Here is a 12,124-nt window from a genome sequence, read left to right on the forward strand (position 1 = left end):
CCGATATGAGCATCGAGGTGTCCAACGAGTCGGGCATCGACGTCTCCGAAGAGGAACTGATCAGCGTCGCCCGCTTCGTCATCCGCAAAATGAAGGTCAACCCCGCGGCCGAACTGTCGATGGTGCTGCTCGACACCGCGGCGATGGCCGATCTGCACATGCGGTGGATGGACCTGCCGGGCCCCACCGACGTCATGAGCTTCCCGATGGACGAGCTGGAGCCGGGCGGACGGCCCGACGCACCCGAGCCCGGTCCGGCCATGTTGGGTGACATCGCGCTGTGCCCGCAGTTCGCCGCAGATCAGGCCGCTGCGGCCGGGCATTCGCTGGGCCAGGAGCTCGCGTTGCTCACCGTGCACGGGGTTTTGCACCTGCTGGGCTACGACCACGCCGAGCCCGCCGAGGAAAAAGAGATGTTCACCCTGCAGCGTCAACTGCTCGAGGAGTGGGTCGCCGACCAGGTCGAGGCCTACCACCACGACCGCCAGTCGGAGAAGGAACGCAGGCTTCTCGACAACTCCCGATACTTCGACGAACTGTGACCGGCGTCGGACAGCTGATCTTCGCGATCGTCCTCGTCTTCTTCGGCGGGTTGTTCGCGGCGATCGACGCGGCCCTGAGCACGGTCTCGATGGCGCGCGTCGAGGAACTCGTCCGCGACGAGCGACCGGGTGCGGTGCGGCTGGCCAGGGTGATGGCCGAACGGCCCCGCTACATCAACCTGATCGTGCTGCTGCGCATCGCCTGCGAGGTCGGGCCGACGGTGCTGTTGGCCGCCTACCTCGACGGGCATCTCGGCGTCACCTGGGGGTTGTTCGTCGCCGCCGCGATCATGGTGGTGGTCAGCTTCGTCGTGATCGGCGTCGGCCCGCGCACGCTCGGCAGACAACACGCCTACACGATTGCCTTGCTCGCGGCCCTTCCGCTGCAAGCGCTTTCGGTGCTGCTGACACCGATCAGCCGGTTGCTGGTGCTGCTCGGTAACGCGCTGACGCCCGGTCGAGGATTCCGCAACGGCCCGTTCGCCTCCGAGATCGAACTGCGCGAGGTGGTCGACTTGGCGCAGCAGCGCGGTGTGGTGGCCGACGACGAGCGGCGCATGATCCAGTCGGTGTTCGAACTCGGTGACACCCCGGCACGCGAGGTGATGGTGCCGCGCACCGAGATGGTGTGGATCGAAAGCGACAAGACCGCAGGGCAGGCGACCTCACTTGCGGTGCGCAGCGGCCACTCCCGGATCCCGGTGATCGGGGAGAACGTCGACGACATCGTCGGTGTCGTCTACCTCAAAGACCTCGTGCAGCGGACGTACTACTCAACCGACGGCGGTCGCGGCACCAAGGTCTCCGATGTCATGCGGCCCACGGTGTTCGTACCGGATTCCAAGCCGCTCGACGAGTTGCTGCGCGAGATGCAGCGCGACCGCGTCCACATGGTTCTGCTGGTCGACGAGTACGGCGCGATCGCCGGCCTGGTCACCATCGAGGACGTCCTCGAGGAGATCGTCGGCGAGATCGTCGACGAGTACGACGCCGGCGAAGTGGTGCCCGTAGAAGACTTGGGCGACAACCGCTATCGCGTCTCGGCCCGATTGCCGATCGAGGACCTCGGCGAGCTCTACGACATCGAGTTCGACGACGACCTCGATGTGGACACAGTCGGCGGTCTCGTCGCGCTGGAACTCGGCCGCGTCCCGCTTCCGGGCGCCGAGGTGACGTGGGACGGGCTGCGGCTGCAGGCCGAAGGCGGGCCGGACCCCCGCGGGCGGGTGCGCATCGGCACGGTTCTGGTCAGCCGAACCGAGCCTCCGCAAAGAGAAGACGACGGTGATGATGACGATGAGCGCTTGCGCGAAGAGCGGTAGGGCGTGATGACCGACCTGGACAGTGAGGACGCCAAGCTCGTGACGCTGGCGCGCGGGGCGATGGCGCGGGCGGAGGCCGGCAGCGGAGCCGCTGTCCGCGACCGTGACGGCCGCACCTACGCGGCGGCTCCGGTGGCGCTGACGGCGTTGGAGCTGACCGCATTACAGGCCGCCGTGGCCGCAGCGGTGTCGAGCGGCGCGACCCGGCTGGAGGCCGCAGTGGTGCTCGGCGGCCCGGCCGACGACGCGGGCGTGGCCGCGGTGCACGAGCTGTCCGCGGACGCGATAGTGATCGTCACAGACCGATCCGGGCACCCGGTGCGAAACCTATGAGCGACGAATTCCGTTCGGGCTTCGTCTGTTTCGTCGGCCGGCCCAACACCGGAAAGTCGACGCTGACCAACGCGCTGGTCGGGGCCAAGGTAGCGATCACGTCGAACCGCCCGCAGACCACCCGGCACACCATTCGCGGAATCGTGCACCGCGAGAACTTTCAGATCGTGCTCGTCGATACCCCGGGGCTGCACCGCCCGCGCACGCTGCTCGGGCAGCGGCTCAACGACCTGGTCAAGGACACCTACTCCGAGGTCGACGTCATCGGATGGTGCATCCCCGCCGACGAGAGGATCGGTCCCGGCGACCGCTGGATCCACGACCAGATCCGCGCGGTCGCACCCAAGACCACACTGGTCGTGATCGTCACCAAGATCGACAAGGTGCCCAAGGACCGCATCGCCGCGCAACTGGTGGCGGTCAGCGAGCTGGTCGGACCCGACGCGGAGATCGTTCCGGTGTCGGCGACCGCGGGGGACAACCTCGACGTGCTCGTCGACGTGCTCGCCTCCGAACTGCCGCCGGGACCGGCTTTCTACCCCGACGGCGAGCTCACCGACGAGCCGGAGGAGACCCTGATGGCCGAGCTGATCCGCGAGGCCGCGCTCGAAGGTGTCCGCGACGAACTACCGCACTCGCTGGCCGTCGTCATCGATGAGGTCACCCCGCGCGAGGGCCGCACACCCGAGCAGGGCGAGCTGATCGACGTCCACGCCATCCTGTTCGTCGAACGCGAGAGCCAGAAGGGCATCGTCATCGGCAAGGGCGGCGCCAGGCTGCGCGAGGTCGGCACCGCCGCGCGCCAGCAGATCGAAAAGCTGCTGGGCACCAAGGTCTACCTCGACCTGAGGGTCAAGATCGCCAAGAACTGGCAACGCGACCCGAAACAACTGGGCCGCCTGGGCTTCTAGCGCGTCAGCTCTGGGCGCCCGAGCCGGGCTCCCCGAACGGCCGTCCCGGGCCGTGTGCCGGTGGGGCGCCGTCGCCCTTGCCGTAGACCGCCACCACCACCGTGCGATCGAGCGCGTTGGCCGACCACACGCCGATGTCGACGTTCGAACAGTCGGCCATGATGGCTTTGTAGTCAGGCCGGTGATACCACTGGTTGAGCAACTCGATGCCGCTCATCGCCAGCGCGGGGTTGATGGCCACCGTCTCCGTCACCGGGCCCGCGTAGCCGGCGTTGCGCGCACGGTCGGCGACCGTGCTGCCGTCCGAGCCGATGTCGCCGCCCAGCGCGCGGTTGTTGAGCACGTCGTTGGTGTGCCATTCGGCGGCCAGGCGCAGCTTCGGGTTGATCTTGATGTCGGTGTCGCAGCCGGCCTGCTTCTGGATGGTGTAGACGTTGGCCACCACACCGTCGTTGAACCGCTTGTTGTCAGCGGCCGCGGTCGGAACCCCGGTCACCAAGCCGCCCACCAGCCCGAGAACCGGTAACGCGCACGCATAACCCAGCGCTCTCATGCCGGGAGACTCTACGCGACCTCGTCGGAGACGTCCTCGGGTTCGCGCCGGTCGGAGGCCGCTACCGGCTTGTCGGATGCCGCGGGTTCGGGGTCGGGGGCGGGTGCGGGAAACCACCATGGCTCGGGCTGGCGTACCGTCCAGCCGTTGATCGCCTCCAACTCCGCGGCCAGCGAGATCAGCAACGGCTCGCTGTTGGCCGGGCCCATCAGCTGAACGCCGATCGGCAGGCCTTCGGAGGTGAACCCGGCCGGCACGTTGATCGACGGCCAGCCCAGCAGATTCCACGGCCAGGTCACCGGGCACGCCTTGATCATCGTGCGGTCGGTGGCCAGCCCGCCGAGCTCGTCGAACTCGTGCACCTTGAGCGGCGGTTGCGCGGTTGTGGGGGCCAGCACCACATCGGCGATGTTGAAGATGTATCCGATGCGGCGATGCGCGCGGGCCTCGCGGGCGCGGGCCTTGCGCAGCACGTGCTCCGACAGCAACCGGCCGGTGCGCAGGTTGGCCTTGGTCCGCTTGTCGAGCGTGACGCCGTGGCCGAGCCGATCGGCCCACTCCAGCAGCCCCGACGTCGACCGGGACAGGAAGTTCCACGACATCTCGAGGCTGTAGTCCGGATCGGCGCCGAACACGCTGTGCCCGAGGTCTTCGAGCTGAGCGGCGACGACGGCCATCGCCGCCTGGATTTCCGGGTGCAGCTTGGCGCGGAACACCGTGAACGGGAACTTCGTCGACATCGCGACCCGCAGGGGACCGGGCGCCTGCGCCACGTAGTCCGAAACCTTGACCGCTGGGGGCTGATGGCGATCGCCTGCGACGTTGCCGGACGCGGCGTCGAGCACCAGCGCCGCATCGGCGACGGTGCGTGCCAGCACGCCGTTGACCGTGATCCCGTTGAAGGCCTCGGGCAGCGGCCATGTCGAGATTCGGCCGCGCTGCGGTTTGATGCCGACCAGATGTGTCCATGCGGCGGGGATGCGCACGCTGCCCGCCCCGTCGGAGCCGATCGCGGCGGTCACCAGCCCGGCTGCCACCGCGGCGGCGCTGCCGCCGGACGAACCGCCGGGTGTGTGATCGCGTGACCACGGATTGCGGGTGTGGCCGAAGGCGGGTCCACTGGTGAACGGCCACTGACCGAGTTCGCAGGTGTTGGTCTTGCCGACGATGACCGCGCCCGCCGCCTTCAACCGCCGCACCACCTCGGCGTCCCCGGTGGCGGGGCGGACGTTGCCGTCGGCGCCGAACCGGGTCGGATGGCCCGCGACGTCGACGTCGTCCTTGACCGCGATCGGGATGCCCAGCAGGGGATACTTCGAAAGATCCTGGCCTGCGGCGCGTTTGCGGTCCGCGCGGGCGGCGTCGATGAGGGCCTGCTCGGTGAACACCACGCGGAACGCGTTGAGCGTCGGTTGGCTGGCCGCGATGGCGTCGAGGGAGCGCTGAACCAGTTCCACCGACGTCATGGAGCCGCTCGCTAGCTGGAAGAGCTGTTGAGTGAGGGTGGGGAATCGCGCGTTTTTGACCATCGAGTAGAAGCTTATCGGCGGTGCGGATCGGAATCTGACGGACCGCAGTGGGAGACTGAACCGATGCGGCTGTATCGAGACCGGGCGGTGGTGCTGCGCCAGCACAAGCTCGGCGAGGCCGACCGCATCGTGACTCTTCTCACCCGCGATCACGGGTTGGTGCGGGCGGTGGCCAAGGGGGTTCGGCGCACCCGCAGCAAATTCGGTGCCAGGCTGGAGCCGTTCGCGCACATCGACGTTCAGCTGCACCCGGGCCGCAACCTCGACATCGTCACCCAGGTGCAGGCCATCGACGCGTTCGCTTCCGACATCGTCAGCGACTACGGCCGTTACACCTGCGCCTGCGCGGTGCTGGAGACCGCGGAGCGCCTGGCCGGTGAGGAACGCGCGCCGATGCCCGCGCTGCACCGGCTGACGGTGGCCGCGTTGCGGGCGGTGGCCGACGGCGGCCGGCCCCGTGAGCTCGTGTTGGACGCGTACCTGTTGCGCGCCATGGGGATCGCGGGCTGGGCACCGGCGTTGACCGAATGCGCCCGCTGCGCTGCCCCGGGCCCCCACCGGGCGTTCCACGTGGCGGCCGGGGGCAGCGTGTGCGTGCACTGCCGACCCTCCGGATCGGCGACGCCGCCTCAGGCCGTGCTGGACCTGATGGCCGCGCTGCACGACGGGGACTGGGAGTACGCCGAGACGTCGACGGCGTCGCACCGCAGCCAGGCCAGCGGGCTGGTGGCCGCGCATTTGCAGTGGCATCTGGAGCGCCAATTGCGAACGTTGCCGCTGGTGGAACGGGTGTACCGGGTGGATAGGAGTGTCGGCGACCAGCACGCGTCGGTGGTCGGGCAGGATGTGCCACATGGCGAGCGAACGGGATGGGCGGAGGAAGAAGGCTCCGCCGACCTACCCACAGCTGCCTCCGGCGCCTGACGACTATCCCACGTTCCCGGACAAGTCGACGTGGCCCGTCGTCTTTCCTGACATTCCTGCAGGAACCAACGGCCGGTTCGCGCGCCCGCCCCAGCACACGTCGAAGGAGGCAGCGCCGCGCATCCCTGCCGATCAGGTGCCCAAGCACGTCGCCGTCGTCATGGATGGCAACGGGCGCTGGGCCACCCAGCGTGGCCTGCACCGCACCGAGGGGCACAAGATGGGTGAGGCCGTCCTCATCGACATCACCTGCGGGGCAATCGAAATCGGCATCAAACACCTGACGGTGTATGCGTTCTCCACCGAGAATTGGAAACGCAGCACCGAAGAGGTGCGCTTCCTGATGGGCTTCAACCGGGAAGTGGTGCGTCGCCGCCGGGAGAACCTCAACGACATGGGCGTGCGGATGCGCTGGGTCGGCTCGCGGCCCCGCATGTGGCGCAGCGTGATCAAGGAGTTCGACATCGCCGAGCAGATGACCGTCGGGAACGACGTCATCACGATCAACTACTGCGTCAACTACGGCGGACGGACCGAGATCATCGAGGCGACGCGCGAGCTCGCGCGGTTGGCCGCCGACGGCAGGATCAAGCCGGACCGCATCAGCGAGGCGACGTTCGCCAAGCACCTGCACCGCTCCGACATCCCCGACGTGGACCTGTTCATCCGGACCTCGGGGGAGCAGCGCGCCAGCAACTTCCTGCTCTGGCAGGCCGCCTACGCCGAGTTCGTGTTCCAGGACAAGTTGTGGCCGGACTACGACCGCCGCGACCTGTGGGCCGCCTGCGAGGAGTACGTCAACCGCAACCGTCGCTTCGGCAGAGCCTGATGATGTACCTGAGCGGGAGAGCGTGATGGCAATGCAGGAGCGGCTCGGCGAGATCCTCGAGGGCGTGGTGCCCGTGACGCGAGAGGACGACGGGGCGGTCACCGTCCACCACGACGAGACCTTTGCCTCGCTGCGCACGGTGGCGGTCGCCGAAGGCCTGGAATTGGTGTCGCTGACCCAGATCCTGGCCTGGGATCTGCCGCTGGATGCCAAGCTGCGCGCCGCGGTCGCCGAACACGCCCACAACACGCTGCTCGGCACGGTGTCGCTGGCCTCCAAGAGCGCGCCGAAAGAGATTGCCGCGGGCGCCAAGCGCAACTCCAAGAAGGCTGCGGATGTGCTGCTGCGCTACAACTTTCCGGCCGCCGGGTTGACCGATGACGCGCTGCGCACGCTGATTCTCATGGTGCTCGCGACCGGCGCCGAGGTGCGCCGGGCGCTAGTCGGCTGAACCGTTCGTCGTCGTGCACTGCCCGCACACGCCGAAGATTTCGATCGTGTGGCTGATGTCGGAGAAGCCGTGCTGTCGGGCGATGTCGGCGGTCCAGGTCTCGACGTCGCCGCCCTGGATCTCCACCGTCGAACCGCACGCGCGACAGACCAGGTGGTGATGGTGGTCCTCCGAACAGCGGCGGTACACCGACTCGCCGGTGTCGGTGCGCAGCGTGTCGACGACGCCTGCGGCCGCCATCTGTTGCAGGGTGCGGTACACGGTGGTCAGCCCGATGCCTTCGCCGCGGCGGCGCAGCTCGTCGTGCAGTTCCTGTGCCGAACGGAATTCGTCGACGTTCTCGAGCAGGTCCGCGATGGCTGCGCGTTGCCTCGTGGCGCGCACTCCCATGCTCATCGGCATGTGATCACTCGTGCGCCTCGCCCGCGTGCGTGACCGCCGCGACGACGATGTCGGCGAGGTGATGATCGACGAGGCGGTACATCACCTCGCGCCCGGACCGTTCACCGGCGACGACGCCCGCGGCCTTCAGGATGCGCAGGTGCTGGCTGACCAACGGCTGGGGCACCGCCAGCGCATCGACGAGCTCGTGCACGCAGCGCGCCGACTCCCGCAATTGCAGCACGATCGCGATCCGCACCGGGGCGGCCAACGCGCGCAGCAGGTCGCCGGAGGTGTCGAGCACGTCACGCGGGGGCAGGTCGGGATACGGTGCGCCGCCGTGGTCGTGGGCGTCCCCGGTGGCGACGCTTCCGTCCGCCAAAGTGGAAACGATTTTCATTACGGCCAACAATACATGCGCTTCTATGCATGTCAACGCCGGGATACGGCTGCCCAATGGCCGCGAGCGACCGTGTCTGTCCGCGAAATCGCGGCGTGTCGCCGTACAAATGCGGTCGCTCGGCGGTGGTGAGCGGGTCGCTAGGCTATGCAGTCGTGGCTCACTCTTCCTCGATCATCGACACCGTTGCGAACCTGGCCAAACGGCGCGGGCTGGTTTACCAGGCGGGGGAGATCTATGGCGGCACCAAGTCGGCGTGGGACTACGGCCCGCTCGGCGTGGAACTCAAGGAGAACATCAAGCGCCAGTGGTGGCGGTCGGTGGTCACCAGCCGCGACGACGTGGTGGGCCTGGACTCGTCGATCATCCTGCCCCGCGAGGTGTGGGTGGCGTCCGGGCACGTCGACGTGTTCAACGATCCGCTGGTCGAGTGCCTCAACTGTCACAAGCGGCATCGGCAGGACCACCTGCAGGAGGCATACGCCGAGAAGAAGGGCATCAGCGACCCCGAATCCGTGGCGATGACCGAGATCGCGTGCCCGGACTGCGGGACCAAGGGTCAGTGGACCGAACCGCGCGATTTCAACATGATGCTCAAGACCTACCTCGGTCCGATCGAGAGCGAAGAGGGCCTGCACTATCTGCGGCCGGAGACCGCGCAGGGCATCTTCGTCAACTTCGCCAATGTGGTGACCACGCAACGCAAGAAGCCGCCGTTCGGTATCGCCCAGACGGGTAAGAGTTTCCGCAACGAGATCACGCCGGGCAACTTCATCTTCCGGACCCGCGAGTTCGAGCAGATGGAGATGGAGTTCTTCGTCGAGCCGTCGACCGCACGCGAGTGGCACCAGTACTGGATCGACGAGCGGTTGCAGTGGTACGTCGAACTGGGCATCGACCGCGACAATCTCCGGCTCTACGAGCATCCGAAGGAGAAGCTGTCGCACTACTCCGACCGCACCGTCGACATCGAGTACAAGTTCGGTTTCCAGGGCAACCCGTGGGGCGAGCTGGAGGGTGTCGCGAACCGTACCGACTTCGACTTGTCCACGCACACAAAGCATTCCGGTGCGGACCTGTCCTATTACGACCAGGCCAACGACACCCGCTACGTCCCCTATGTGATCGAGCCGGCGGCCGGCCTGACGCGGTCGTTCATGGCGTTCCTCGTCGACGCCTACGCCGAGGACGAGGCGCCCAACGCCAAGGGCGGCGTCGACAAGCGCACAGTTTTGCGGCTGGATCCGCGGCTCGCTCCGGTCAAAGCCGCGGTGCTGCCGCTGTCGCGCAACGAGGCCCTCTCGCCGAAGGCGCGCGACCTCGCCGCCGAACTGCGTAAGTGCTGGAACGTCGACTTCGACGACGCGGGCGCGATCGGGCGGCGCTACCGCCGCCAGGACGAGATCGGCACCCCGTTTTGCGTGACGGTCGACTTCGACACACTCGAGGATCAGGCTGTCACCGTCCGCGAGCGCGACGCGATGACGCAGGACCGGGTGTCGCTCGACAACGTCAGCGACTACCTCGCCGCTCGTCTCAAAGGCTGCTGACTAGCGGCGCGCGCGTGCGTGTCACTCCCTTGCCGCGAGCGTGCGTGTTTGCCCACGCCACGCCGCGAAAATTGAGCACTGCACGCACTCTCACTCGTCGCTGAGCGTGCGTGTCTGTCGACAACACACCGTTGCAAGGCAACAGTTTTCGCACCGTCGCGCTCCGTCGAGCGTGCGCGAGCTGCGCAAAAGCAGCGGCGTGCCCTGAGCAAACACGCGCGCTCGCGGTGCAGAGGAAAGGTGCAAAGGAGAGGGGCAAACGGCTAGAAGCGGCCGCCGCCGCCGAACATTCCGCCACCGCCACCGGAGCCGCCAAACGAACCGGGGCTGAACCCGCCGCCGCCGAAGCCACCGAAGCCGCCGCGCATTCCTCCGCTGAGGATGTTTCCGATGAGGATGCCGCCGATGATCGCGCCCATGTTGCCCCCACCGCCGCGGCCGCCGCCGCCGAACGGACCCATGTACGAACTGTGCGCGTTCTGAACGTCGGCGTTGGCCAGGTTCTGCGCCTGTGACGCGAGCATCGCCGCACCGTTGGCGTGCTTGATGGCCTCGGCCGGATCGGTGGCCCGCCGCTCTTCGGCGGCGCCGATCTGACGGACGGCCTCGGCCAAGCGGGTCCGGGCCTCGGGACCGACGATGCCGCGACGGGTGTCGATGAAGTCCGACACCGACCGGACCCGCGACCGCGCCGTGAACAGCGCCTCGTCCAAGGCTCGGTTGAGGCGGTCAGCGGCCTCCCGCTCCTGCTCGACGGCGGCCAGCAGCCGATCGAGATCCGCGTCGGCCTTCGTCAGTTCGGTGAAAGTGCCCAGCGGGTCAGCGGCTTTGGAGCGCTGCGCGGCGGCGACGGCAGCCGCTGCCGCGTCACGCGCCTCGGCCAACTGCGCGGCCTGCGGCACGTTGCCCTGCTGCAGCAACGCGCCGGCCTGCTTGATGCCGTTCTGGATGTCCTCGATCGCCGCGGGCAACGTGGCAGCGGCGCGACGGATGTCACTGGCGGCGCTGTCCACCGCGTCGAGCAGACCGCGCGCCTGCACCAACGCCGACTCCGCCGCTCGCACACATTCGACGAGCTCACTCTGCTGGCCCGGCACCGGGCGGGCGGCAAGGTCGCGCCCACGGCTGATGCTCGTATCGGCGAAGTCGAGCAGTTCTTTGGCCGCGTCGACGTTGCCGGCCACCGAACTCAGCGCGGTTGAATCGAACTCGCTGTGCAGTTCGGCCATTTTCCGGCGGGACGGCTCGAGCCGGGCGGTGATGTCGACCACCCGCTGCGTCATCGAGTCCAGTTTCGACGGGGCGTTGATCACCAGGTTCCGCAGCTCGGTGAACGCGTCGCGCTGCGCGTCGAGCTCACGGTCGGCCTTGGCCGCCGCGACCACCACCCGGGTCAAGAGGTCGCGCCTTTGCGCCGGGGTTTCGGGGATGGCGTCGTCGAGGATCTGCCGGACGTTAAATGCCTGGGCGAGTGTCGTTCTCGCGTTGTTGACCGCCCGCGTGAACGGCTCGGTCCGTGAGGTGCCGAACTCCTCGACCGCCAATTCCAATTCGTGGTCGCTGGTCCGCACCGCATTGTCGACCTCGACCACCATCGCTCGCGAGAGGTCGTCGAGCGCGTCCAGCGACACCGCCGCCAGCGCCTGCGGGTCGCTCGGATCGACTCTGCGCGCAGCGGCGAATTCGGCCTCCCGGCGCTTGCGCTGCCGTCGTCGTCGCCAGACCATCAGCACCACCACCGCGAGCGCGATCACTCCGAGGGCGATGAGCAACCCGACCCAGCTCAGGGTCGAACCCGAGCTGCCCGACCGGGCGAGCCCTTCGGCCGCCGCGACCGCCGCTCCTGCCCAGTCGCTGTTGCGCAGTGCAGGCTCGATGCCGTTGCGCCGAACGCTTTCCACCCGGCTCGAGCTCAACTCCGTTGCGCTGTCGGGCACCAGGAACGCGTACGAACGGTCAACCGTGGCCACCGCCAACAGCGCGTCGTAGGTGCCCAGGTCGCTCGTACGCATGGTGTTGCGCGCCCACGTCTCGGCCGGCTGACCGGAGAAGGTATCGACGTAGACGACCCACAACCTGGTCCTGCTGCTGTTGTAGAGCGAGTCGACCGCCGATGTCACCTCCGCCCGAGCGGCGCCGTCGAGGACGCCCGCGTTGTCGGTGACGTAGCCCGGCAGCCGAAACGGCGGCTCGGCAGCCGCCGTCGGCGCGGTGAGTGCACTGCCGGCGAGCATGGCGAGCACGAGGGTCAGCAGGCGGACGAGGCGCATGCGTTTCTCCTATGTCAAGCCGCTGCCGCTTGGCAAGGCTTTTGACGATTGTTGTGGTCGGTGTGCAGGTGGCCGTAGACGACGCGGGCCAGGCGGCGTTTGAGGCAGCGCAGGGCTTCGGGTGTGGAG

13 protein-coding genes and 1 pseudogene are annotated in these 12,124 nt (G+C 68.0%); 8 read left to right on the forward strand and 6 right to left on the reverse strand.

Features of this window, described 5'->3' with window-relative positions; all coding sequences use genetic code 11:
- Nucleotides 1-5: 5 nt before the first annotated feature.
- From ybeY to era, 4 genes are read left to right on the forward strand one after another with little or no spacing between them, the layout of a single operon-like run.
- Nucleotides 6-542 carry an rRNA maturation RNase YbeY gene (gene ybeY, locus CEX88_RS04565; RefSeq protein ID WP_064398947.1) on the forward strand — a complete coding sequence of 179 codons (537 nt, stop codon included), beginning with the start codon at nucleotides 6-8 and terminating at the stop codon, nucleotides 540-542.
- On the forward strand, nucleotides 539-1,864 hold the full coding sequence (locus CEX88_RS04570; protein WP_064419603.1) for a hemolysin family protein: 1,326 nt from the start codon (nucleotides 539-541) through the stop codon (nucleotides 1,862-1,864). Before ybeY ends, CEX88_RS04570 begins: the two co-directional genes overlap by 4 nt.
- Nucleotides 1,865-1,870: 6 nt before the next feature.
- Entirely contained in the window at nucleotides 1,871-2,197 is a 327-nt protein-coding gene (locus tag CEX88_RS04575; RefSeq protein WP_094292532.1) for a cytidine deaminase, read from the forward strand.
- Nucleotides 2,194-3,108, forward strand: a complete 915-nt coding sequence (gene era, locus CEX88_RS04580) for a GTPase Era (protein ID WP_094292533.1) — start codon at nucleotides 2,194-2,196, stop codon at nucleotides 3,106-3,108. The genes CEX88_RS04575 and era overlap by 4 nt, the downstream gene beginning before the upstream one ends.
- Before the next feature lie 4 nt (nucleotides 3,109-3,112).
- Here the strand turns inward: era and CEX88_RS04585 are convergent, their stop codons facing one another.
- Both CEX88_RS04585 and CEX88_RS04590 read right to left on the reverse strand, forming a co-directional pair.
- Entirely contained in the window at nucleotides 3,113-3,661 is a 549-nt protein-coding gene (locus CEX88_RS04585; protein ID WP_064398955.1) for a CAP domain-containing protein, read from the reverse strand.
- Nucleotides 3,662-3,672: 11 nt separating this feature from the next.
- On the reverse strand, nucleotides 3,673-5,190 hold the full coding sequence (locus CEX88_RS04590; protein WP_066841700.1) for an amidase: 1,518 nt from the start codon (nucleotides 5,188-5,190) through the stop codon (nucleotides 3,673-3,675).
- A gap of 63 nt (nucleotides 5,191-5,253) precedes the next feature.
- On the opposite strand from CEX88_RS04590, the gene recO reads away from it, so the two are divergent.
- From recO to CEX88_RS04605, 3 genes are read left to right on the forward strand one after another with little or no spacing between them, the layout of a single operon-like run.
- On the forward strand, nucleotides 5,254-6,114 hold the full coding sequence (gene recO, locus CEX88_RS04595) for a DNA repair protein RecO (RefSeq protein ID WP_064426169.1): 861 nt from the start codon (nucleotides 5,254-5,256) through the stop codon (nucleotides 6,112-6,114).
- Nucleotides 6,044-6,943: a decaprenyl diphosphate synthase gene (locus tag CEX88_RS04600; protein ID WP_094292534.1), complete on the forward strand. Its 900-nt coding sequence runs from the start codon at nucleotides 6,044-6,046 to the stop codon at nucleotides 6,941-6,943. Before recO ends, CEX88_RS04600 begins: the two co-directional genes overlap by 71 nt.
- A gap of 25 nt (nucleotides 6,944-6,968) precedes the next feature.
- The gene (locus CEX88_RS04605) at nucleotides 6,969-7,394 is read left to right on the forward strand and encodes a hypothetical protein (RefSeq protein WP_066841702.1); all 426 of its coding nucleotides are present in this window, start codon (nucleotides 6,969-6,971) and stop codon (nucleotides 7,392-7,394) included.
- Here the strand turns inward: CEX88_RS04605 and CEX88_RS04610 are convergent.
- Both CEX88_RS04610 and CEX88_RS04615 read right to left on the reverse strand, forming a co-directional pair.
- Complete coding sequence (locus CEX88_RS04610; RefSeq protein WP_066841812.1) at nucleotides 7,383-7,790, reverse strand: Fur family transcriptional regulator; 408 nt, start codon at nucleotides 7,788-7,790, stop codon at nucleotides 7,383-7,385. The genes CEX88_RS04605 and CEX88_RS04610 overlap by 12 nt on opposite strands.
- 10 nt (nucleotides 7,791-7,800) lie before the next feature.
- On the reverse strand, nucleotides 7,801-8,175 hold the full coding sequence (locus CEX88_RS04615) for an ArsR/SmtB family transcription factor (RefSeq protein WP_066841703.1): 375 nt from the start codon (nucleotides 8,173-8,175) through the stop codon (nucleotides 7,801-7,803).
- A gap of 155 nt (nucleotides 8,176-8,330) precedes the next feature.
- Between CEX88_RS04615 and CEX88_RS04620 the strand changes: the two genes are divergently transcribed.
- Nucleotides 8,331-9,725: a glycine--tRNA ligase gene (locus tag CEX88_RS04620; RefSeq protein ID WP_094292579.1), complete on the forward strand. Its 1,395-nt coding sequence runs from the start codon at nucleotides 8,331-8,333 to the stop codon at nucleotides 9,723-9,725.
- 263 nt (nucleotides 9,726-9,988) lie between these two features.
- On the opposite strand, the gene CEX88_RS04625 is transcribed toward CEX88_RS04620, so the two are convergent.
- A complete protein-coding gene (locus tag CEX88_RS04625) occupies nucleotides 9,989-11,995 on the reverse strand; it encodes a TPM domain-containing protein (protein WP_094292535.1) in 2,007 nt (668 codons plus the stop codon).
- Nucleotides 11,996-12,009: 14 nt separating this feature from the next.
- A pseudogene (locus CEX88_RS26260) lies at nucleotides 12,010-12,124 on the reverse strand (IS110 family transposase); the annotation flags it as partial.

Origin of the sequence: Mycobacterium neumannii (assembly GCF_002245615.1) — a bacterium.
GTDB classification, from domain to species: Bacteria; Actinomycetota; Actinomycetes; order Mycobacteriales; family Mycobacteriaceae; genus Mycobacterium; species Mycobacterium neumannii_A.

Coding starts and splice junctions, on each gene's coding strand:
- ybeY (WP_064398947.1), top strand. CDS start 6: ATGAGCATCGAGGTGTCCAACGAGTCGGGCATCGACGTCTCCGAAGAG.
- CEX88_RS04575 (WP_094292532.1), top strand. CDS start 1,871: ATGACCGACCTGGACAGTGAGGACGCCAAGCTCGTGACGCTGGCGCGC.
- era (WP_094292533.1), top strand. CDS start 2,194: ATGAGCGACGAATTCCGTTCGGGCTTCGTCTGTTTCGTCGGCCGGCCC.
- CEX88_RS04585 (WP_064398955.1), bottom strand. CDS start 3,661: ATGAGAGCGCTGGGTTATGCGTGCGCGTTACCGGTTCTCGGGCTGGTG.
- CEX88_RS04590 (WP_066841700.1), bottom strand. CDS start 5,190: ATGGTCAAAAACGCGCGATTCCCCACCCTCACTCAACAGCTCTTCCAG.
- recO (WP_064426169.1), top strand. CDS start 5,254: ATGCGGCTGTATCGAGACCGGGCGGTGGTGCTGCGCCAGCACAAGCTC.
- CEX88_RS04600 (WP_094292534.1), top strand. CDS start 6,044: ATGGCGAGCGAACGGGATGGGCGGAGGAAGAAGGCTCCGCCGACCTAC.
- CEX88_RS04605 (WP_066841702.1), top strand. CDS start 6,969: ATGGCAATGCAGGAGCGGCTCGGCGAGATCCTCGAGGGCGTGGTGCCC.
- CEX88_RS04610 (WP_066841812.1), bottom strand. CDS start 7,790: ATGAGCATGGGAGTGCGCGCCACGAGGCAACGCGCAGCCATCGCGGAC.
- CEX88_RS04615 (WP_066841703.1), bottom strand. CDS start 8,175: ATGAAAATCGTTTCCACTTTGGCGGACGGAAGCGTCGCCACCGGGGAC.
- CEX88_RS04625 (WP_094292535.1), bottom strand. CDS start 11,995: ATGCGCCTCGTCCGCCTGCTGACCCTCGTGCTCGCCATGCTCGCCGGC.